Raw genomic sequence first — 22189 nt, 5'->3', positions numbered from 1 at the left:
ATTGCCACTTTGTTGAGTTTCTTCATGGTTCTCCTCTAGAGAAAAGCCGCAGACTGGCTGCGATTAGTAATTTACACGCCGTGAATGACCATCACCCAAAGCGTTACAACAATTGTGCCACACCTCATTGAGCCTTCAAGCAAGCTATAGGCTTCGTCTGACAGAGACGCTGAATTCCCCTATATTTGTTGCTGTTCAGCCACAAAAAATCTCATTTGAAGTCAAGCCTTAAAATCCTGCCTTCCGTTCAAGAATCTTGAAAATCCCAACCAGGCCTGTAATGACCCAGTTCGCAAAAGAAACCCTGCCCATCAGCCTTGAAGAGGAAATGCGGCGAAGCTATCTCGATTACGCCATGAGCGTGATTGTGGGTCGTGCGCTGCCCGATGCCCGAGACGGCCTAAAGCCCGTGCACAGACGCGTACTGTTTGCCATGCATGAGCTCAATAACGACTGGAACCGGCCGCACAAAAAATCGGCCCGTATCGTTGGCGACGTGATCGGCAAGTACCACCCGCATGGCGATAGCGCGGTTTACGAAACCATCGTTCGCATGGCGCAGGACTTTTCCCTGCGCCACATGCTGGTAGATGGACAAGGCAACTTCGGCTCAGTCGACGGTGACAATGCAGCCGCAATGCGGTATACGGAAATTCGCCTGTCGAAAATTGCCCATGAACTGCTGGCTGACCTGGACAAGGAAACCGTTGACTTTGGCCCGAACTATGACGGCAGCGAGCAGGAACCGCTGGTCATGCCAACCCGGCTACCCAACCTGCTGGTCAACGGATCCAGTGGTATTGCGGTGGGCATGGCCACCAACATTCCGCCGCACAACCTGAATGAGGCGGTTGACGCCTGCCTGCACCTGCTGAAAAACCCCGACGCCACGATTGATGAGTTGATGGAAATAATTCCGGCGCCGGATTTCCCAACCGGCGGCATTATTTACGGCATCAACGGCGTCAAGGATGGCTACCGCACGGGACGCGGCAAGGTGGTGATGCGCGCCAAATGCCACTTTGAAGACATCGACAAAGGCCAGCGTCAGTCCATCATCGTTGACGAACTGCCCTACCAGGTCAACAAAAAAACGCTCCAGGAGCGCATGGCCGAACTGGTTCATGAGAAAAAAATCGAAGGTATCAGCCATATTCAGGATGAGAGCGACAAGTCCGGCATGCGCCTGGTCATTGATCTCAAGCGCGGCGAAGTGCCTGAGGTGGTGCTGAACAACCTGTACAAGCAGACGCAGCTTCAGGACACCTTCGGCATCAACATGGTGGCGCTGATCAACGGCCAGCCCAAGTTGTGCAACCTCAAGGAACTGGTCCAGGTTTTCCTGTCGCACCGCCGCGAAGTGGTGACACGCCGCACGGTATTCACACTGCGCAAAGCACGCGAGCGCGGCCATGTGCTGGAAGGCCTGGCAGTGGCACTGGCCAACATCGATGATTTCATTGCCATCATCCGCAATGCGCCCACCCCGCCCGTGGCAAAAATCGAGTTGATGCAACGCCCCTGGGACAGCAGCCTGGTGCGCGAAATGCTCACCCGCACGCATGCCGATGGCGGGATCGTCAACGCCGACAATTACCGCCCGGATGGACTGGAGAAGGCCTTGGGCATGGGCAACGACGGTCTCTACCGCCTGTCAGAAACGCAGGCCCAGGAAATTTTGCAGATGCGCCTGCAGCGCCTGACCGGCCTCGAGCAAGACAAAATCGTCGCAGAGTACAAAGAGGTCATGTCCGAGATTGATGACTTGCTCGATATTCTGGCCAAGCCGGAGCGCGTTTCCATCATCATTGGAGAAGAACTGTCGGCGATCAAGCTTGAATTCGGCCAGACCAAGCTGGGAGCGCGGCGCAGCCTGATTGAACACAGCTCGTTTGACCTCAGTACTGAAGACCTGATCACGCCCACCGACATGGTGGTCACACTGTCGCACACCGGCTACATCAAGAGCCAGCCGCTCTCAGAGTACCGCGCTCAAAAGCGTGGCGGCCGTGGCAAGCTGGCAACCGCCACCAAGGAAGATGACTGGGTCGACCAGCTGTTTATCGCCAACACGCACGACTACATCCTGTGTTTTTCCAACCGGGGCCGGCTTTACTGGCTCAAGGTCTGGGAAGTGCCTGCGGGTTCACGCGGCTCACGCGGCCGGCCGATTGTCAACATGTTCCCCTTGCAAGAGGGTGAGAAGATCAATGTCGTCCTGCCACTGACCGGTGACAAGCGCAGCTTCCCGGCCGACCAGTATGTGTTTATGGCCACCAGCATGGGTACGGTGAAAAAGACCCCGCTGCAAGACTTCAGCAATCCACGCAAGGCGGGCATCATCGCCGTCGACCTGGACGAAGGCGACTACCTGGTAGGTGCCGCGCTCACCGAGGGAACACATGACGTGATGCTGTTCAGCGATGGTGGCAAAGCGGTGCGCTTTGACGAGAATGATGTGCGCCCCATGGGCCGCAACGCACGTGGCGTGCGCGGCATGATGCTTGAAGAAGGCCAGGGCGTGATTGCCATGCTGGTCGCCGAGGACGAGCAGCAAAGCGTGCTGACCGCCACCCAGAACGGTTATGGCAAACGCACATCCATTACAGAATACACACGCCATGGTCGCGGCACCAAGGGCATGATCGCGATTCAGCAGAGCGAGCGCAACGGCAAAGTGGTTGCTGCGACACTGGTTCATGCTGATGATGAAATCATGCTTATCACCGACAAAGGCGTACTGGTTCGCACGCGCGTCAGCGAGATCCGCGAAATGGGCAGAGCGACCCAGGGCGTGACGCTCATCGGCCTTGACGAAGGCTCAAAATTAAGCGGACTTCAGCGCATCGTTGAAAACGACGCCACTTTAAGCGGCGACACAGCGACCGACGACGAAATCGACAAAACCACAGATTCAGACACAGGCGAAGACGCCTCCAAACCGGACACCGACGCATGAAAAAACTGATCACTACCTTGGCGATAGCCTGCCTTGCCTGCTCCAGCGCCGTTCACGCGCAGACGACAGCCTCAAAAACAGAGCTGGCAACCAAAGTTGTCACGCTCCAGCAGGGCCCCGAACTTGACCGGCTGGTCACCCAGCTGGCAGGCAGCGCAGCGCAGGACCTGATTGCCAAGTGGGGGCCTCAACTGGAAGCCAACGTACCCAAGGCCAAGCAGAAAAAGGCATCGGAAGATCTGAATGCCGAACTCAACAAGTACGCCCAGGACACCAAACAGCTGATTGCCAAACGGGTCGGCAAAGTCAGCGCTGACGTGCTTGTGCCGGCTTATGCAGAGCGTTTCACCCTTGAAGAACTTCAGCAGATTGCGGCATTTTTCGAATCCCCCGCCATCAAGAAATACCAGGCCAGCGCCCCTGAACTGGGCAACATGTTCGTCCAGAAGCTCATCGACGCAACCCGCACCGACGTTGTTGCGCGCGCCAAGCAGTTCGATGATGCCGCGCTCAAAATCGTCGGCAGCGCGCCTGCCGCAGCCGGAGCAGGAAAGCCCGCCAAGAAATGATCCGACCTTTCAATTTCTCGGCAGGTCCTGCCGCTTTGCCTGAGGAGGTTTTGCAGCAGGCAGCCGCCGAAATGCTGGACTGGCACGGCAGCGGCATGAGCGTCATGGAAATGAGCCACCGGGGCAAGGAGTTCGTGTCAATTTACGAAAGCGCAGAGGCTGACTTTCGTGAACTGATGGCCATCCCGCAGAACTTCAAGATATTGTTCATGCAAGGCGGCGGTCTTGCCGAAAATGCCATCATTCCCCTGAATCTTTCCCGGGGCGAGTCGGCAGATTTCGTGGTGACCGGCAGCTGGAGCGACAAGTCGCAAAAAGAAGCGCGCAAGTACTGTGACGTACACATTGCGGCCAGCAATGAAGGCAGCGACCGCACCAGCCTGCCGCCATCGGCCAGTTGGAACCTGCGGCCCAACGCCCGCTATGTGCATCTTTGCAGCAACGAAACGATTGACGGGATCGAGTTCCAGGAACTGCCTGACTTGAAGGCGCTTGGAACCGAGGCGCCGCTGGTCGTCGATTTCTCATCCCATGTGGCGTCCAGGCCGGTAGACTGGTCCAAAGTTGGGTTGGCGTTTGGCGGCGCACAAAAAAACCTGGGGCCAGCAGGCGTCACGCTGGTGGTTGTGCGGGACGACTTGCTCGGTCATGCGCTCCCCATATGCCCCAGCGCTTTCGACTACAAAATAGTGGCCAGCAACCAGTCGATGTACAACACGCCACCGACGTACGCCATCTATATCGCAGGGCTGACCTTTCAATGGCTAAAACGCCAAAAGGAAGGCGAAGCGAACGCCCAGGTTTGGGGCGTTGCCGCGATGGAAAAGCGCAATATTGCCAAGTCGCAGCTGCTTTACGATGCCATTGATCATTCGCAGCTGTATTTCAATCACGTCAGCAAAGATTGCCGTTCACGCATGAACGTGCCGTTTTTTTTGCGTGATGAATCGCGCAACGAGGCCTTCCTGGACGGTGCAAAGGCAAGAGGCCTGCTGCAACTCAAGGGCCACAAGTCCGTAGGCGGCATGCGCGCCAGCATCTACAACGCCATGCCGCTGGCCGGCGTCCAGGCGCTGGTGGACTACCTGCAAGAATTCGAAAAAAAGCACGCCTGACATGACCGCCACACTCGCTGATTTGCGCGTCCAGATCGACGCCCTGGACAATCAACTGCTGACTTTGCTGAACCAACGCGCACTGGTTGCCGAACAAGTTGGAGAAGTCAAAAAGCGTGAAGGTACGCCTTTTTTCAGGCCTGACCGGGTTGCGCAGGTGATTGAAAAAATCCAGCAAGCCAACAAGGGCCCGCTCAAAAACGAGCATGTTGCCGCAGTATGGCGTGAAATCATGTCGGCCTGTCTGGCGCTTGAATCCCCCGTGCGGGTGGCTTACCTGGGCCCTGCCGGCACGTTCAGCGAAGAAGCCGCCGTGCGGTTTTTCGGCTCCAGCATCGAACACATTCCCTGCGCCAACTTTGATGAAGTGTTTCGTGCCGCCACGGCGGGCACGGCAGATTTCGGTGTGGTGCCGGTAGAGAACTCCACCGAAGGCGTCGTGTCGCGCTCGCTGGATCTGTTGCTGAACTCCCCGCTGCACATCGTGGGCGAAATAAGCCTGATGGTGCGTCACAACCTGCTCAGGCTTACTGACTCACTGGACAACATCGAGGCGGTTTACGCCCACCCGCAGGCACTGGCGCAGTGCCAGGGATGGCTAAGCGCCCACTTGCCGCATGCAGAGCGCCATGCCGCATCGAGCAACGCTGAAGGCGCACGCCTGGCCACGACCAACCCGGCCTGGGCCGGTATCGCCAGCGATCGTGCAGCAACCCAATTCGCGCTGCACACGGCGGCGCACGGGATTCAGGATGACGCCTTCAACCGCACACGTTTTGCTGTGATGTGCCTGCCGCAAACGCTGCCCGCGCCGCCGGCTTCAGGCAGGGATTGCACCAGCCTCGTGGTGTCGGTGCCCAACCGTCCAGGTGCTGTGCATGACATCCTGGTGCCGCTGAAACATCACGGCGTTTCCATGACGCGCTTTGAGTCGCGTCCTGCCCGTTCGGGCCACTGGGAATACTTCTTTTATATTGATCTGCAAGGTCATCCCTCTCAAGACCATGTGAAAGCCGCTCTTGCCGATTTACAGCAGCTTTGCGCCTTCTATAAAGTTCTCGGGGCTTACCCTATCAGCGACTGATGGGGCGTCACGGTTCAATGAAGCGAGAACAAAAAATTCAGGTGCCCCGTTATGTTTGAACAATTAGGTCTCATCGGCTGCGGCCTGATGGGGGGTTCTTTTGCGTTGGCGCTCAAACGCGCCGGTCTGGTCAAACGCGTCGTAGGCTACAGCAAGTCACCCTCCACGACTGAGCGCGCCCGGCAGATGGGGGTGATTGATGTCGAAGCACCCTCTGCCTTGCTGGCAGCTTCAGGGGCCGATATTGTGTTGCTGGCGGTGCCGGTATCGGCGACCGAAGCCATCTTCAAGGGGATCCGGCATCTGGTCGGCCCCGATACGCTGATCATGGATGTGGGCTCGACCAAGCGCGATGTCGTGGACGCGGCGCGGCGGGTCTTGCGCGACCACATCGGCTCTTTTGTGCCCTGTCACCCCATCACCGGCAAGGAGGTGTCAGGCGTTGAACATGCGGACGCCGACCTGTACACCGGCAAGCAGGTCATACTGACGCCGATTGAGCGAACGTTCACGGCCCAGTTGAAAAAGGCCAGCGATGTCTGGACGGCTTTGGGCTGCCATGTCGTTCAAATGTCGCCACAGGCGCACGATGCAGCCTATGCGGCGGTCAGCCACTTGCCTCACCTGATTGCTTTCGCCCTGATGAACGGAATTTCAGGCCAGGCACATGGCAAAGACTATCTGTCCCTGGCGGGGCCGGGCTTTCGCGACTTCACGCGTATTGCGGCCAGCGATCCCACCATGTGGCGTGACATCCTGATGGCCAATCGCGAAGAACTGCTGGCGCAGTCAAAGATATTTCAGCAGACCCTGCAGAACCTGGAACACCTGATCTCCAGCGGAAGCGGCGAGGCACTCGAAGATCTGATTGAGAAAGCCAGCGAAACACGCGCCAACTGGCGTATTTCCTCCCCGAAATCACAAAAATAAGCGGCCTTTCATGTTCGATGTTGAGTACCTGGATATCCCACCATTGTCCAGGGCGGCCGGTACGGTTCGCCTGCCTGGCTCCAAGAGTATTTCCAACCGCGTCTTGCTGCTGGCGGCATTGAGTCACGGCCAGACCACGGTTCATGCGCTGCTGGCCTCCGATGACACCGCAGTGATGCTCGCGGCACTGCGGCAGCTTGGCTGCACCGTGCAGCAACAGGGAGATACGGCTGTTATCAGCGGGCTGGGCGGCCAGCTCTTACAGCGCAAAGCGGCGCTTTTCATGGGCAATGCGGGCACGGCCATACGGCCGCTGACGGCAGCCCTCGCCTTGCTGGGCGGAGAGTTTGAACTGTCGGGCGTGCCGCGCATGCATGAGCGGCCTATAGGCGATCTGGTTGATGCACTCCGGCAGCTGGGTTGCTCGATTGAATATCTCGCCAACGAAGGATTCCCACCCCTGCGTCTGCAGCCGAGCCCGGGCCCCTTGAAGCTGGATCAGCCTATTCGTGTTCGGGGCGATGTATCCAGCCAGTTCCTGACCGCCCTGCTGATGGCGCTGCCGCTGGTGGCCGATCGGGATATCCACATTGAGGTCATCGGCGAGTTGATTTCACGGCCCTACATTGAGATCACGCTAAAGCTTCTTCAGCGCTTTGGCATTCAGGTTCAGCGCGAGGATTGGCAGCGTTTCACCATCCCGGCAGGCAGCCAGTACCAGTCGCCGGGTGAAATCCATGTGGAAGGTGACGCCTCATCTGCCAGCTATTTCATCGCGCTTGGTGCAATCGCTGAAAGCACCCGAGGCCAACATGGCATCGAAATTCTGGGCGTGGGCGCAGACTCCATCCAGGGCGACATCCGTTTTGTCGAAGCAGCCCGGATGATGGGCGCAGAAATCGACAGCACGCCCCATTCATTGCGTGTCAGGCGCGGCCAACCCGGGAAGGGCTGGCCACTCAAGGCGATTGACCTTGACTGCAACCACATTCCGGACGCCGCCATGACGCTGGCCGTGATGGCGTTGTACGCCGATGGCACCACCGTGCTGCGCAACATCGCCAGCTGGCGGGTCAAGGAAACCGACCGCATTGCAGCGATGGCCTGCGAGTTGCGCAAGCTGGGCGCCAGCGTGGAAGAAGGGCTTGATTACCTCAAGATTACCCCGCCAGCGTCATTGCAGGACTGGAAACCCGCCGCTATTCACACCTACGACGACCACCGCATGGCCATGTGTTTTTCGCTGGCAGCCTTCAATCCGGCACAGTGCCCCGTCCGGATTCTTGACCCCAAGTGCGTCGCCAAGACATTCCCGGACTATTTTGAAGCCCTGTTCAACGTCACCGAAGCCGACGCCACCCTGATTCCGGTGATTTGCATTGATGGCCCGACCGCCTCCGGCAAGGGCACACTGGCGGCACTGACCGCACAGCGGCTCGGCTACCACTACCTCGACTCAGGCGCCCTGTACCGCTTGACTGCGTTTGCAGCCAGGCGGGCAGGTGTTTCACTGGATGACGCCGAGGGCGTGGCACGGATTGCCCGCAGCTTGCCCGTCAGGTTTCAGGGCGACCGGATATTCCTGGATGCGGAGGATGTGTCCGACGCGATCCGCACCGAAGCCGCCGGCATGGCCGCCTCCAGAGTGTCGGTTCACCCGCAGGTTCGTGCAGCCCTTGTGCGCCTCCAGCACAGTTTCCGGCAACTGCCCGGCCTGGTGGCCGACGGCCGGGACATGGGAAGCGTCATTTTCCCGGATGCCCCGCTCAAAATCTACCTGACGGCCAGCGCCCAACGCCGCGCTGAACGCCGGTATAAGCAGTTGATTTCAAAGGGAAATACAATTACAATACAGACGATTTTGCAAGATTTGGAGGCCCGCGATGCCAGAGACATGTCTCGTCAAGCCGCCCCTTTAAAGCCTGCTGATCAGGCTAGACTGCTGGACAACTCCGAGCTTTCGATTGAAAAATCAGTCGCTCAGGTCATTGACTGGTGGCAAGCCACCCGGCCCTTCTGACCCTCAACACTACCCCCTCTTTCGGGGTGTCTGGGTCGCAAGGTTCATTAACGTAACCCGCAGTCCTACATCTCGTTCGACCGCAAAACCTCACCAAACCGCCGCAAGCAGCTATAAAAACAATAGCAATCCCGCTATTGAAATCCTGTTTTGCGGATTAGGAAAATCATGTCCGAATCTTTTGCCGACCTGTTTAACGAATCACTACAACGCTCTGAAATGCGCTCCGGTGAAGTCATCACCGCCGAAGTAGTACGTATCGACCACAACCATGTTGTGGTCAACGCCGGACTCAAATCCGAAGCTTACATTCCCCTCGAAGAATTCAAAAACGACCAGGGCGAGCTCGAAGTCCAGGTCGGCGACTTTGTGTCCGTCGCCATCGACTCCGTCGAAAACGGCTACGGCGACACCCTGCTGAGCCGCGACAAGGCCAAGCGCCTGGCTTCCTGGATGAGCCTGGAAAAAGCCCTGGAATCCGGCGAATTCGTGACCGGCCAGACCAGCGGCAAGGTCAAGGGCGGCCTCACCGTTCTGGTCAACGGCATCCGCGCTTTCCTGCCCGGCTCGCTCATCGACACCCGCCCGATCAAGGACTTGTCTCCGTACGAGAACAAGACCATGGAATTCAAGGTCATCAAGCTCGATCGCAAGCGCAACAACGTCGTGCTCTCACGCCGCGCCGTGGTCGAAGCCAGCATGGGCGAAGAACGCGCCAAGCTGATGGAAACCCTGAAAGAAGGCTCCGCTGTCAAGGGCATCGTCAAGAACATCACCGAATACGGTGCGTTTGTTGACCTGGGCGGCATTGACGGCTTGCTGCACATCACCGACATGGCATGGCGCCGCGTGCGTCACCCGAGCGAAGTGGTGACGGCTGGTCAGGAAATCGTGGCCAAGATCCTGAAGTTCGACACCGAGAAAAACCGCGTGTCCCTGGGTCTGAAGCAGATGGGCGACGACCCATGGATGGGCGTGAACCGCCGTTACCCACAGGGCACCCGCCTGTTCGGCAAGATCACCAACATCGCCGACTACGGCGCTTTTGTGGAACTCGAGCCAGGCATCGAAGGCCTGGTCCACGTGTCCGAAATGGACTGGACCAACAAGAACGTGGCACCAAGCAAGCTCGTGGCTCTGGGCGACGAAGTCGAAGTCATGGTTCTGGAAATCGACGAAGACAAGCGCCGCATCAGCCTGGGCATGAAACAGTGCAAGGCCAACCCATGGCAAGAGTTTGCGCAAGACACCAAGCGCGGCGACCGCGTCAAGGGCCCGATCAAATCGATCACCGACTTCGGCGTATTCGTGGGTCTGGCTGCCGGCATCGACGGTCTGGTTCACCTGTCTGACCTCTCGTGGAACGAGCCCGGCGAAGCCGCTGTTCGCAACTACAAGAAGGGCCAGGAAGTTGAAGCCATCGTTCTGGCCGTCGACGTCGACCGTGAGCGCATCTCGCTGGGTATCAAGCAGCTCGACTCCGATCCGTTCACGACCTTCGTGACCATCAACGACAAGGGCGCGATCGTGACCGGCAAGGTCAAGACCGTTGATGCCAAGGGCGCAGAGATCGATCTGGGCGAAGACATCATTGGCTACCTGCGCGCCAGCGAAATCAGCCGTGACCGCGTGGAAGATGCGCGCAACGTCCTGAAAGAAGGCGATGAAGTGTCGGCCGTCGTGGTGAACGTGGATCGCAAGACCCGCAACATCCAGTTGTCGGTGAAAGCCAAGGACAATGCCGACCAGCAAGAAGCCATGGCAACGCTGAGCCAGCAATCGTCGCGCGAGAGCGCCGGCCTGACCAGCCTGGGCGCCCTGTTGCGCGCCAAGCTGGACAACACCGAGAAGTAAAGTCCTTGGCGGGCAGACCACATGGCACGGCGGTAACGCTCCCTGTGTTCTGCTCCCAACTGGATAATTCTGGATGACCCGAAGCGATCTTGTCGAAGAACTGGCAGCCCGATTCAGCCAGCTGACGCACCGCGATGCCGAATATGCCGTCAAGACCATTCTTGATGCCATGGGCGACGCGCTGGTGCGCGGCCACCGGATTGAAATCAGGGGTTTTGGCAGTTTTTCCATCAACCGGCGCCCGCCCCGCATGGGCAGGAATCCCCGGTCGGGCGAGAGTGTCGCCATCCCTGAAAAGCGGGTGCCCCATTTCAAGCCAGGAAAAGCTTTGCGGGAAGCCGTCGAAGCTCGAACTGATGAGTTGCGGACGGTCACGGAGGCCCGATAAGGACCTCCGGGTTTTGGTCTGTGGTCTGGCTACAATCGCCAGACCGGCAGGAGGAATTACCCGATGAAATACCTGATGTGGCTGCTCAAGGCAGCCATTTTTTTTACCCTATTTGCTTTTGCACTGAATAACCAGCAGGCGGTTGCAGTGCATTTCTTTTTTGGCACCTTCTGGCAGGCGCCGTTGGTGCTGGTGGTTCTGGCTGCGTTCGCTTGCGGGCTGGCAATGGGCGTGCTGGTGATGATGCCGCGCTGGTGGAAAAAACGTAAAGCGGCACACGCCTCGCCTGCGGGCGCTTCCCTTCTGGAAACCTCGAACTCTGTGACCGACACCCCTACGATGCCGCACCATGGAATTTGACTTCACCTGGGTTCTGCTCGGGTTTCCGATCGCCTTCACCCTGGGCTGGCTGGCCTCAAGGCTGGACCTCAGGCAACTGCGCATCGAAAACCGCCAGGCACCCAAGGCTTACTTCAAGGGACTGAACTTCCTGCTCAACGAGCAGCAGGACCAGGCCATTGACGCCTTCATTGAAGCCGTACAGAACGACCCCGACACCTCCGAGTTGCACTTTGCGCTGGGCAACCTGTTTCGCCGACGCGGCGAATACGACCGCGCGGTGCGGGTGCATGAGCATCTGATGTCGCGCGGCGACCTGACCCAGCCTGAACGCGATCGGGCACAGCATGCGCTCGCGCTTGATTTCCTGAAGGCCGGCTTGCTGGACCGCGCCGAGGCGGCATTGCGCAGGCTTGAAGGCACACCATTCGAAGAAGAAGCACGGCTCGCGTTGCTGTCCATTTACGAACGCTCGCGCGACTGGGCCAATGCCACGCAAATCGCGGCACGGCTGGGCAGTTCCAGCCACGGCAGCTTCAGTACCCGGCAGGCGCATTACCTTTGTGAGCAAGCCAGCGCGTTGGTAGCCGCAGGCGATACCGGCCAGGCGCTCAGTACCCTGGTCGACGCCGCAGCCATGGCGCCCGCTTCCGCCCGGCCGCTGCTGGAACTCGCCAAACTGCAAACCCAGCTGGGTCAGTCCCAGGAGGCTTTTCAGACCTTGCTCCGGCTCAAAAAATCGGCCCCTCAGGGGTTTCCGCTGGCCGCCGGTTTGCTGGCCAATATTGCCCTGAATAGTGCGCAGCAGCCCGACGCCCTGGCGCTGCTGAAAGCCAGCTACGCACAAACGCCGTCCATCGACGTGCTCGAAGCCATCGTCAAGCTGGAAAATGACCCGCTTCTAGCCCGGCACTGGTATGTCGAGCACCTGGAGCGCCAGGCGTCGCTCGTGGCCGCCAGCAAATGGATTGGCGGCGAAAAACTGCAAAACGAGCACCAGCACGCACTGGTACAGCGCGCACTCGACTTGGCCACCAAGCCCCTGATGCGCTACCGCTGCGCCGCCTGCGGCTTTGAGGCGACCCAGCATTTCTGGCACTGCCCCGGCTGCCAGGCCTGGGACAGTTACCCGGCACGCCGCATTGAAGAGCTGTAATCCCAAACCCTGAAAAAACTATGCAACTGACGCCCGAACTCATTTCGTCGGCCCGCGTTCTGGTGGTGGGCGACACCATGCTGGACCGTTACTGGTATGGCGCGGTCGAACGTATCTCGCCCGAGGCGCCTGTGCCCGTCGTGCGCGTGACGCGGACCGAAGAGCGCATAGGCGCTGCAGCCAACGTGGCCTACAACATCGTCACGCTAGGCGCCCAGGCCTCACTGCTGAGCGTCGTGGGCGATGATGAAGCCAGCCGCATTCTGGAAGCCCTGGTCGCCCAAACAGGCATCACGCCCTACTTTGGCCGCGACCCGCAGCTCAAGACCACCGTCAAACTGCGCGTGATTGGCCGCCAGCAGCAACTGCTACGCCTCGATTTTGAAAACACGCCCGAAAACGAAGTACTGGCGTCCCAGTCCGCCACCTTTGAAAAGCTCGTACCCCTGCACGATGCCGTGCTGTTCTCGGACTACGGCAAAGGCGGCCTGGCGCACATCGTGTTGATGATCGCCCAGGCGCGCGCTGCGGGCAAAGTAGTCCTGGTAGACCCCAAAGGCTCGGACTATGCGCGCTACAAGAACGCCAGCGTGCTGACCCCCAACCGCGCCGAACTGGAGCAAGTCATTGGCCGCTGGACCGATGAAGCAGACCTGCACACCAAAGCCCACAATCTGCGCACCGCGCTCAACCTTCAGGCCCTGCTGCTGACCCGCAGCGAAGAAGGCATGACGCTGTTTGACGCAGAGGGCGAGCTGCATGTGCCCGCATTGGCCCGTGAAGTGTTCGATGTGACCGGCGCCGGCGACACCGTGATCGCCACGCTGGCAGCGATGGCGGCAACCGGCATGACGCTGCGCGATGCCGTGCCGATTGCCAACCGCGCCGGCGGCATCGTGGTCGGCAAGTTCGGCACCGCCACCGTCAGCTACAGCGAGCTGTTTGCAGCGCACTGAAACCCGAGGATTGACCCATGAAAATTGTAGTGACCGGTGCAGCCGGCTTTATCGGCAGCAACATCATCAAAGGGCTCAATGCCCGCGGCATTGACAACATCATTGCCGTCGATGACCTGAGCGACGGCGACAAATTCCGCAATCTGGCCGATCTGAAGATCGCCGATTACGTCGATGCCGGCGACTTTTACGACCAGTTCGTCGATGGCGCATACGGCCACGTCGAGGCCGTGTTTCACGAAGGCGCCTGCAGCGACACCATGGAGCTTGATGGCAAGTACATGATGAACAACAACTACACGCTGTCGTGCAAGTTGTTCCGGGCCTGTCAGGCGCAGCGCACGCGCCTGCTCTACGCCTCGTCAGCGGCCACCTACGGCGGCTCAGACACCTTCAGCGAGTCTCCGGAATTCGAGCGCCCGCTCAATGTCTACGGTTACTCCAAACTGCTTTTTGACCAGCGCATGCGGCGCGAAGTTGGTGCCCAATTTGAACGGGCATCGACGCAGGTCGCAGGCTTTCGGTATTTCAACGTCTACGGCCCACGCGAGCAACACAAGGGCCGCATGGCCAGCGTGGCGTTTCACCAGTTCAACCAGTTTCACTCCGAAGGCAAGGTCAAGCTGTTTGGCGAATACGGCGGTTACGGCGCAGGCGGCCAGATGCGCGACTTTGTATTCATTGACGATGTCGTCGCCGTCAACCTCTGGTTTTTTGAGCATCCTGAAAAGTCAGGCATTTTCAACCTGGGCACCGGCCGGGCGCAGCCCTTCAACGACGTGGCCCTGGCGGTCATCAACACCTTGCGCATCCACCAGAACGCCGAGCCTCTGAGCCTTGAAGATGCCGCGCGCGGCGGCTTGATTGACTACATCAGCTTTCCCCATGCGCTGGTGGGCAAGTACCAAAGCTACACCCAAGCCGACCTGCGTGCCCTGCGTGCAACCGGCTGCGACCACCGATTTGCCGACGTACAGACCGGCGTGACTGCGTACATGCAGTGGTTAAGCGGCGCCAAAAGCTAGGGTTTTCACGCAAAATACCTTTGTGCCACGGTCAACCCAGCCTGAAATCAGGCCGTTACGGGTGGGGACACCGCTGTTTACGGGGGTGGGTCACTGCAGTTCAGTTCAATCCTATCTTTCAGGAGTTTTTCATGTTCAAAAAGTTGCTCGCTTTTTTCGCCGCCATGTCACTGGTCGCAGCGTTTGCCGCGGTAGACGTCAACAAGGCCACGGAGGCAGAGCTTGACGGCATCAAGGGCATCGGTCCCGTGACCACCAAGCTGATTATTTCTGAACGAAAAAAGGGCGAGTTCAAGAATTGGGACGACTTTGTGACACGCGTCAAAGGGGTGGGCGACAAAAGTGCCGCCAAGTTTTCAGCCGAAGGCTTGACGGTCTCAGGCGCCAGCTACCAGGGCCCCAGCACAGCACCTGCCAAGAAAACTGACAAACCCATGACGCAAAAAGCCAAAGAGGCGGCCGTGGCGACCAAAGACGCCGTCAAGGGCGCTGCGGTCAGCACCAAGGATGCCGTGAAAGACACCGCGAAAGATGTCAAGGCCGCCGTGACGCCCAAACCCGACGCAGCCAAACCGGCCGCCAGCGCAGCCAAAAAATAAGGCCCGGCCCTCATAAAAAACCCGCAATCAAGCGGGGTTTTTTATTGCCATTTTCAGTAGCAGCCTAATATCCACGGGTCTTATTTGCTATATTTTTTAAAGCTAAAAACTAGTAACTCAGCGACCAAACAGCCCCAAGAGCCGTCCACTCAGTGGCTGTACCGGGCCACAAACTGGCGGTCGATGCGGTCTTTCCAGCGCCAGACCCAACGCCCTTCGACACTGAAACCACCCCACACAGCAATCGCATAACGTTCGCCGCAAGACAGCAGGCTCAGCGCACGTCTGGGCGGCGAATAGGCCTGAAGCGCCTGGGCCTGGAGCGCGGCGCGCAGGTTCGCCAGCAGCGGCGGTCCGGCATGCACCGCATACACACCGCTGCGCGGATGCGGCGCATCGACGCGGCTGGCCACGTCGCCCGCGGCAAAAACCTGTGGGTGACTGGTGCTTTGCTGGAAGCGGTTAACCGCCACAAAACCGTCACTATCCAGGATCAAGCCGCTGCCTGCCAGCCAGGTCGGTGCCTGCGCGCCCACGGCAAGCAGCGGGGCGTCACAGGCCAGACGCGCGCCACTGCCCAGCCGGATCTCGCCCAGGCCCACGCCCACGCAGGTATCGGCCAGCACCGTGATTCTCAGGCGCTGCAGGGCCTGCTGCACCCGGATTTGCGCGCCGTCGGGGTAGTTCTGCGCCGGTGCCGGTCCGCCGGTCACCAGCGTGACCCGGCTGCCTGGCCGGAACGACGGGGCTTGCAGCGCATGGGCCGCCGCCATGGCCAGTTCCAGCCCGACCGCGCCCGCGCCCACCACCGCCAGGTGAACGGCGCGGCTCTTGCCCATTTCAGCCACCTGGGGCCAAAGCTGGCCAAAGGCTTCGATGGGACGCACAAACAGCGCATGCTCGCGTGCGCCGGGCATCTGTTCCTCGATCTTCTCGCGGTCCATCACCGGACCGGTGTTCAGGCTCAGCCAGTCGTAGGCCACGGTCTCGCCGTTGGCCAGCATCACGGTTTGCTTGTCGGCATCCATCGCAATGCCGCTGCTCGGGATGAAGCGCGCGCCACAGCGCGAAAGCAGCCGCTCCAGCGGAATGACGCACTGATCCAGCGTGTAATGCCCGGCGACAAAGCCCGGCACCATGCCGGAGTAGAGCTGGCGCGGCTGGGGCGCTATGACGGTGATGCTCAGGTTGGCGGGCCGGCTTTCCGCCAGGTTCTGCAGGACATGGACATGGGCGTGGCCCGCGCCCAGCAGGACCAGGTGCTTGGGGCCAGGGGTGTCAATAAGGCTTGAATCAAGGGTGGAATCGTGGGTCTCGTGAACGGTCGAAGTCATGGTGAGAGTGTGACACCCTCAACATAGCCCAAACTGTAACTTCCAGTATTGTCTGCATCAGCGCCTACCAGCACAGCCTCCAGCGCCGGCAGGCTGACGCTCTCATGGCCAAAGGCCAAACGAAAATCAGCAGCCAGATCGCGCGCGTGCGCCGTCCACTGGTCCAGCCGCCAGCGCCAGCGCAGGCGCATTCCTGCGTCAGGTACGGCGGGCGCCAGGGCATGCACCAGATTGCCATAGGACCGGGACGCCTCCACGCGCAGCACCTGGCGGCCGTCCAGCTCTATGATGTCAAAGCGCGTGAGCGGTATCTTGCCGCGCGGCACGCCGACCACGCGCCACGACGCCGGTGGCTGGGTCCCGGTTGCCGAAGAAAAAAGACTGAGTGCCGGCGCCCGCCCAGAGGCTGCAGAAGGCGGCCAATGTGGTGGCAAATTGGTACCAGAAACGTGCCGCACGGTGATGCGTCATCATCTCAACGCCGTTTCCAGTCGTGGTACTTGCGCACCCATTCAAGCAGGCGCCTGGGCTGGTGCGCCCGCTTCCATTCACCCGCGGCATATTTGTTGGCCTCCGACAGCGTCGGGTAGGTGTGGATGGTGGACAAAATCTTGTTCAGCCCCAGGCCGTGCCGCATCGCCAGCACATACTCGGCCAGCAGGTCGCCAGCATGGGTGCCGACAATCGTCACGCCCAGAATCGTGTCCTTGCCCGGCACCGTGAGCACTTTCACAAAGCCGCGCGCCTCGCTGTCGGCAATGGCGCGGTCGAGGTCGTCGATGTTGTATTTCGTGACCTCATACGCCACGCCTTTTTCCTTCGCCTCCTGTTCGTTCAGCCCCACGCGGGCCACTTCCGGGTCGATGAAGGTGGTCCAGGGAATCACCGAATAATCGGCCTTGAACAGCTTGAATTCGCCAAACAGCGCATTGACCGCCGCGTACCAGGCCTGGTGCGCCGCCACATGCGTCAGCTGGTAGGGGCCGGCCACGTCACCCGCCGCGTAAATATTGGGGTAAATCGTCTGCAAATAGTCGTTGGTGGGCACCGTGCGCTGGGTGGAAATGCCGAGCTCTTCGAGTCCGTAACCGGTCAGGCGCGCCACGCGGCCGACGGCGCAAATGAGCTGGTCGAATTCAACGCGCTTTTCAATGCCCTGGTGCGCGACGACCAAGGTTTTGACACCGCCCACGTTCTCGCAGCGCAAGGCCTTGTGACCGGTCAGCACCTGCACGCCATCGGCGGCCAGCGCCTCGCGCGCCAGCGCCGACACCTCCTCGTCCTCACGCCCCAGCAGGCGCGGCGCCATTTCCACCTGCGTGACCTCTGCGCCCAGCCGCGCAAAGGCCTGCGCCAGCTCGCAGCCAATCGGCCCGCCGCCCAGCACCACCAGGCGACGCGGCACGGCGTCCAGCTGGGCAAATGCGTCCCACAGCGTGTCGCTGGTGACGTAGCCCACGTCGTCCAGGCCCGGCAGCGGCGGCACCAAAGGCCGGGCGCCCGCCGCAATCACAATGCTGCGCGTGGTGAGCAGTTGCGTGCCGCCGCCGTTCAGCGTAATTTTTACCGTCCACGGGTTGACGATGCGGGCATGGCCCTGCAGCACCTCGACGCCCAGGCCGGTGTAGCGTTCCACGCTGTCGTGCGGCGCAATGGCGCGGATCACGTTCTGCACCCGCTGCATCACGGCCTTGAAGCTGAAGGGCGGCTGGCTGTCGCGCAAGCCGTACTGGGCGCCGTGCCGCATCTGGTGCGCCAGTTTGGCGCTGCGGATCAGCGCCTTGGACGGCACGCAGCCGTAGTTCAGGCAGTCGCCGCCCATCTTGTGCGCCTCCACCAGCGTCACCTTCGCCTTGACCACGGCGGCGATGTAGGCCGACACCAGCCCGCCCGCGCCGGCGCCAATCACGACCAGGTTGCGGTCAAAACGGGACGGCCGCACGGACTTCCAGCGCGCATAAACCTTGCGGCGCTTGACAAACCCCAGCACCTTGCTGACCCCCAGCGGCAGCAGCCCCAACAGCACGAAGGAGCCGATCAGCCCCGGCGACAGGATCGACTGCAGCGAGTCGATCTTGGCGATCTGCGTGCCCGCGTTCACATAGGCCACCGTGCCCGCGAACATGCCCAGCTGGCTGACCCAGAAGTAAGTCCAGGTCTTGATGCGCGTCAGGCCCATCAGCAGGTTAAGCGCGAAAAACGGCACGACCGGGATCAGGCGCAGCGAAAAAAGATAGAACGCACCCTCCTTTTCAATGCCCTTGTTGACCTCGTCCAGGCGCCGGCCAAAGCGCACCTGAATCGCGTCCCGCAGCAAATAGCGCGCCGCCAGCATGGCCAGCGTGGCGCCTATGGTCGAGGCAAAGGACACCACCACCGTGCCCCACACCAGCCCGAAACTGGCGCCGCCCGCCAGCGTCAAAATGGCCGCGCCCGGCAGCGACAGTGCGGTCACGGCCACATAGACCGCAAAAAACACCAGCGTCACCATCACCGGCCGTTCATTGAACAGCGCTGTGAACGAAGCCTGGCTGTCCTTGATGAACGCCAGGCTGAAATAGCGGCCCAGGTCCAGCGCAAAAAAAGCGGCCACGCCTGCCAGCAGCAGCGCGGCGATCAAAAATTTGCGTAAATTCACGGGGGTCCTTGGGGATTATTCTTGTGGTTGAGTCGGACCGGAGCCGTAATTCTTACAACAAAAGCGGTAGGCTCTGTAAGAAAAACAGCCCGCCCCCGACCAACAAAGCAAAAGGGCTTCAACCGGGTGCAGGACCGCATTCTGCAAAATTCATCCAGAATCCAGCGCTCCCGGCCACCGGCACTGCCGGAGCCGTCAAATAGTCTAACGTCAAGAAAGAACCCATCAGCATGAACCAGGCATTGGTCGGCATCATCGGAGGCAGCGGCCTTTACCAGATGGACGCGCTGGAAGGCGCGCAGGAGCAGGTGATGGACACGCCGTTTGGTGCGCCGTCCGACGTGCTGGTCACCGGCCGCGTGCAGGGCGTACCGGTGGCGTTTCTGGCCCGGCATGCGCGCGGCCACCGGCTACTGCCGTTCGAGGTGCCCTACCGCGCCAACATCCACGCGATGAAGCAGCTGGGCGTGCGCTACCTGCTGTCGGTGTCGGCCGTCGGTTCACTGAAGGAAGACTTCAAGCCGCTGGACATGGTGCTGCCCGACCAGTTCATCGACCTGACCAAGCGCCGCGAGAGCACCTTTTTTGGCCAGGGCGCGGTTGCCCATGTGTCGATGGCGCAGCCGGTCTGCCCGGCGGCCGCTGGCGTGCTGGCGCGGGCGGTGCGCAAGGTGCTGGCACAAGAGGCGCCGGGCCACGGCGTGACGCTGCACGAAGGCGGCACCTACGTCTGCATTGAAGGCCCGCAGTTTTCCAGCGGCGCCGAATCCCACTGGTACCGCAGCATGGGCGGCGGCGTGATCGGCATGACCAACATGCCCGAGGCCAAGCTGGCGCGCGAAGCGCAAATCGCCTACACCACGCTGGCGCTGGTGACCGACTTTGACTGCTGGCACCCGCGCGAGGCGCATGTGACGGCCGACATGGCGCTGGCCAACCTGTTCAAGAACGCCGGCCGGGCGCAGCAGGTGGCGGCCGAGGCGATTCGCCTGCTGGGCGCCGAGCAGCCCGTGAGCGACGCGCACACGGCACTCAAAAACGCGCTGGTGACCCAGCCGGGCGTCATGGCCCCCGAGGTGCGCGCGCGCCTGGCCGCGCTGCTCGGCTGAACTTTTCCGGCCGCACAACAAGCTCTTCATTTATGCACGCTACCTTACCCATGCTGAAAAAAATCCGCTTTCCAGCGATTGACCGCACCCGCCTGGACACGCTGCAAGTCAACCTGGGCTACAAATGCAACCAGAGTTGCCTGCACTGCCACGTCAACGCCGGGCCACACCGCACCGAGATGATGGACGCGGCCACCATGGCCCTGATCCCCGAGGTGCTGGCGGCGCGCGGCCTGGACACGCTGGACCTGACCGGCGGCGCGCCCGAACTACATGAAGGTTTCCGTGACCTGGTGCGCGCCGCCCGCGCGCAAGGCGTGCGCGTGATCGACCGCTGCAACCTGACGATTCTGTTTGAACCCGGCCAGGAGGGGCTGGCGGCATTCCTTGCCGGGCAGCGGGTCGAGATCGTTGCATCCATGCCCTGCTATTCGGCCGCCAACGTCGACAAGCAGCGCGGCGACGGCGTGTTTGACCTGAGCGTTGCCGCGCTGCAGCAGCTCAACGCGCTGGGCTACGGGCAGCCCGGCTCCGGACTGGTGCTCAACCTGGTCTACAACCCGCAGGGCGCGTCGCTGCCGCCTGACCAGCAAACGCTGCAGGCCGACTACAAGCGCGAGTTGCTGGCCCACTTCGGCATCGTCTTCAACGCGTTGTTTGCGCTGACCAACATGCCGATCCAGCGCTTTGGCTCCACGCTGGTGTCCAAGGGCTCATTTGACGCCTACATGGAACTGCTCAAGGGCAGCTACCAGCCGCACAACCTGGCCGGCGTGATGTGCCGCAGCACCGTCAGCGTCGACTGGAAAGGCTGGCTGTCCGACTGCGACTTCAACCAGCAGCTCGGCCTGCCGCTGGGCACCTCGGGTCTGCAGCGCCATCTGCGCGACCTGCTCAAGACCCGCCTGGACGACCAGCCCATCCGCGTGGCCGGCCACTGCTACGGCTGCACCGCCGGCCAGGGCAGCAGCTGCGGCGGCGCGCTGGAGCCTTGAACCCGCCATGACGCCCGCCCGCCTGTCCGTGGTGATTCCGGCGCTGAACGAGTCGGCTGGCATCCAGGCCGCGCTGCACGCGCTGGCGCCGCTGCGGGCACGCGGCGCGCAGGTCGTGGTGGCCGATGGCGGCAGCACCGACGACACGGTTGCGCTGGCGAACGCGGTACAGGTCATCCAAACCGCATGCGGACGCGCGCTGCAGATGAACGCCGGCGCGCAGCAGGCCAGCGGCGACACGCTGCTGTTTTTGCATGCCGACACGCGGCTGCCGCCAGATGCCGACAAATTGATAGCACAGGCACTCGCCAGCGGGGCGCAGGTCTGGGGCCGTTTTGACGTGCACATCGAGGGCCAGTCCCGGATGCTGCGCGTGATAGCCGCCTTCATGAACCGCCGCTCGCGCTGGACCGGCATCGCCACCGGCGACCAGGCGCTGTTCATGACCCGCGCCGCATTTGACGCCGTGGGCGGATTCCCGGCCCAGCCGCTGATGGAAGACATCGAGATGTCGGCGCGCCTGCTCAAGCTCTCGCGCCCGGCCTGCCTGCGCGCGCGCGTCGTCACCTCGGGCCGGCGCTGGGAAACGCGCGGCGTTTGGCGCACGGTGCTGCTGATGTGGCGGCTGCGCCTGGCCTACTGGCGCGGCGCCGCGCCCAAGCAACTGGCCGAGTTGTACCAATGAAGGCCGGCGCATGACCACGCTCGTGATTTTTGCCAAGGCGCCGCAGCCCGGCGCCGCCAAGACCCGGCTGACTCCCGCCCTGGGCGCCGAGGGCGCCGCCAATCTGGCGCGCCGCATGCTGGTCCACACGCTGCAGCAGGCGCTGGCCGCTGGCGCCGGGCCGGTCGAGTTGTGCATGAGCCCGGCGCCCGGCGACCCGGCCTGGCACGGCGTGGCGCTGCCCGATGGCGTGGCGCGCACGGCGCAGGGCGACGGCGACCTGGGCCAACGCATGGCCCGCGCCGTGGCACGCGCCACGGGGCAGGGGCCAGTGCTGCTGTTTGGTACCGACTGCCCGGCGCTGACGACCGCGCACCTCATGGAGGCCGACCGCCAGCTAGCCCGGCACGACGCGATGCTGCTTCCCGTGGCCGACGGCGGCTACATCCTGATCG

The 22189-nt window shown here is 61.3% G+C and carries 20 protein-coding genes; 17 read left to right on the top strand and 3 right to left on the bottom strand.

Features of this window, described 5'->3' with window-relative positions:
* Positions 1–280: 280 nt before the first annotated feature.
* From gyrA to IV091_RS12020, 13 genes are all read left to right on the top strand, one after another.
* On the top strand, positions 281–2959 hold the full coding sequence (gene gyrA, locus IV091_RS12080) for a DNA gyrase subunit A (RefSeq protein WP_293469006.1): 2679 nt from the start codon (positions 281–283) through the stop codon (positions 2957–2959).
* Positions 2956–3528: a DUF2059 domain-containing protein gene (locus tag IV091_RS12075; protein WP_293469004.1), complete on the top strand. Its 573-nt coding sequence runs from the start codon at positions 2956–2958 to the stop codon at positions 3526–3528. Before gyrA ends, IV091_RS12075 begins: the two co-directional genes overlap by 4 nt.
* The gene (serC, locus tag IV091_RS12070; RefSeq protein ID WP_293469003.1) at positions 3525–4643 is read left to right on the top strand and encodes a 3-phosphoserine/phosphohydroxythreonine transaminase; all 1119 of its coding nucleotides are present in this window, start codon (positions 3525–3527) and stop codon (positions 4641–4643) included. Before IV091_RS12075 ends, serC begins: the two co-directional genes overlap by 4 nt.
* Before the next feature lies 1 nt (position 4644).
* A complete protein-coding gene (gene pheA / locus IV091_RS12065; protein ID WP_293469001.1) occupies positions 4645–5727 on the top strand; it encodes a prephenate dehydratase in 1083 nt (360 codons plus the stop codon).
* Positions 5728–5778: 51 nt separating this feature from the next.
* The gene (locus IV091_RS12060; RefSeq protein WP_293468999.1) at positions 5779–6657 is read left to right on the top strand and encodes a prephenate dehydrogenase/arogenate dehydrogenase family protein; all 879 of its coding nucleotides are present in this window, start codon (positions 5779–5781) and stop codon (positions 6655–6657) included.
* 10 nt (positions 6658–6667) lie between these two features.
* Positions 6668–8677, top strand: coding sequence for a bifunctional 3-phosphoshikimate 1-carboxyvinyltransferase/cytidylate kinase (locus tag IV091_RS12055; RefSeq protein ID WP_293468997.1), 2010 nt, complete (start codon positions 6668–6670; stop codon positions 8675–8677).
* Positions 8678–8845: 168 nt separating this feature from the next.
* Positions 8846–10531, top strand: a complete 1686-nt coding sequence (rpsA, locus tag IV091_RS12050) for a 30S ribosomal protein S1 (RefSeq protein ID WP_293468995.1) — start codon at positions 8846–8848, stop codon at positions 10529–10531.
* 73 nt (positions 10532–10604) lie between these two features.
* Positions 10605–10919, top strand: coding sequence for an integration host factor subunit beta (locus IV091_RS12045; protein ID WP_293468993.1), 315 nt, complete (start codon positions 10605–10607; stop codon positions 10917–10919).
* 63 nt (positions 10920–10982) lie between these two features.
* On the top strand, positions 10983–11279 hold the full coding sequence (locus IV091_RS12040) for a lipopolysaccharide assembly LapA domain-containing protein (protein ID WP_293468991.1): 297 nt from the start codon (positions 10983–10985) through the stop codon (positions 11277–11279).
* Positions 11269–12414: a lipopolysaccharide assembly protein LapB gene (gene lapB / locus IV091_RS12035; RefSeq protein WP_293468989.1), complete on the top strand. Its 1146-nt coding sequence runs from the start codon at positions 11269–11271 to the stop codon at positions 12412–12414. The genes IV091_RS12040 and lapB overlap by 11 nt, the downstream gene beginning before the upstream one ends.
* Before the next feature lie 20 nt (positions 12415–12434).
* Positions 12435–13370: a D-glycero-beta-D-manno-heptose-7-phosphate kinase gene (rfaE1, locus tag IV091_RS12030; RefSeq protein WP_293468987.1), complete on the top strand. Its 936-nt coding sequence runs from the start codon at positions 12435–12437 to the stop codon at positions 13368–13370.
* 17 nt (positions 13371–13387) lie between these two features.
* On the top strand, positions 13388–14395 hold the full coding sequence (gene rfaD, locus IV091_RS12025) for an ADP-glyceromanno-heptose 6-epimerase (RefSeq protein ID WP_293468985.1): 1008 nt from the start codon (positions 13388–13390) through the stop codon (positions 14393–14395).
* Positions 14396–14526: 131 nt separating this feature from the next.
* A complete protein-coding gene (locus IV091_RS12020; protein ID WP_293468983.1) occupies positions 14527–14994 on the top strand; it encodes a helix-hairpin-helix domain-containing protein in 468 nt (155 codons plus the stop codon).
* Between the two features lie 149 nt (positions 14995–15143).
* On the opposite strand, the gene IV091_RS12015 is transcribed toward IV091_RS12020, so the two are convergent.
* The 3 genes from IV091_RS12015 to IV091_RS12005 are packed head-to-tail and all read right to left on the bottom strand — an operon-like array spanning position 15144 to position 18966.
* Positions 15144–16328 (bottom strand): FAD-dependent oxidoreductase, encoded by a 1185-nt coding sequence (locus IV091_RS12015; RefSeq protein ID WP_293468981.1) that lies wholly within the window; start codon positions 16326–16328, stop codon positions 15144–15146.
* Positions 16325–16762 (bottom strand): DUF3047 domain-containing protein, encoded by a 438-nt coding sequence (locus tag IV091_RS12010; protein WP_293468979.1) that lies wholly within the window; start codon positions 16760–16762, stop codon positions 16325–16327. The genes IV091_RS12015 and IV091_RS12010 overlap by 4 nt, the downstream gene beginning before the upstream one ends.
* A gap of 41 nt (positions 16763–16803) precedes the next feature.
* Complete coding sequence (locus IV091_RS12005; RefSeq protein ID WP_293468977.1) at positions 16804–18966, bottom strand: FAD-dependent oxidoreductase; 2163 nt, start codon at positions 18964–18966, stop codon at positions 16804–16806.
* Positions 18967–19196: 230 nt separating this feature from the next.
* Here IV091_RS12005 and mtnP point away from each other — a divergent pair, with 230 nt between their 5' ends.
* From mtnP to IV091_RS11985, 4 genes are all read left to right on the top strand, one after another.
* On the top strand, positions 19197–20075 hold the full coding sequence (gene mtnP / locus IV091_RS12000; protein ID WP_293468975.1) for an S-methyl-5'-thioadenosine phosphorylase: 879 nt from the start codon (positions 19197–19199) through the stop codon (positions 20073–20075).
* Positions 20076–20107: 32 nt separating this feature from the next.
* A complete protein-coding gene (gene arsS, locus IV091_RS11995) occupies positions 20108–21070 on the top strand; it encodes an arsenosugar biosynthesis radical SAM (seleno)protein ArsS (RefSeq protein WP_293468973.1) in 963 nt (320 codons plus the stop codon).
* A gap of 7 nt (positions 21071–21077) precedes the next feature.
* Positions 21078–21755 carry a TIGR04283 family arsenosugar biosynthesis glycosyltransferase gene (locus IV091_RS11990; RefSeq protein ID WP_293468971.1) on the top strand — a complete coding sequence of 226 codons (678 nt, stop codon included), beginning with the start codon at positions 21078–21080 and terminating at the stop codon, positions 21753–21755.
* A 10-nt stretch (positions 21756–21765) separates the two neighbouring features.
* Positions 21766–22189: TIGR04282 family arsenosugar biosynthesis glycosyltransferase (locus IV091_RS11985; protein WP_293468969.1), on the top strand; the 424-nt coding region annotated here is incomplete at its 3' end.

This window comes from Polaromonas sp. (genome assembly GCF_018780625.1).
In the GTDB taxonomy this organism is placed as follows: Bacteria; Pseudomonadota; Gammaproteobacteria; order Burkholderiales; family Burkholderiaceae_C; genus Polaromonas.
Note: the sequence above shows the minus strand (reverse complement) of the source record. Positions and strands in the feature narration are given on the sequence as shown.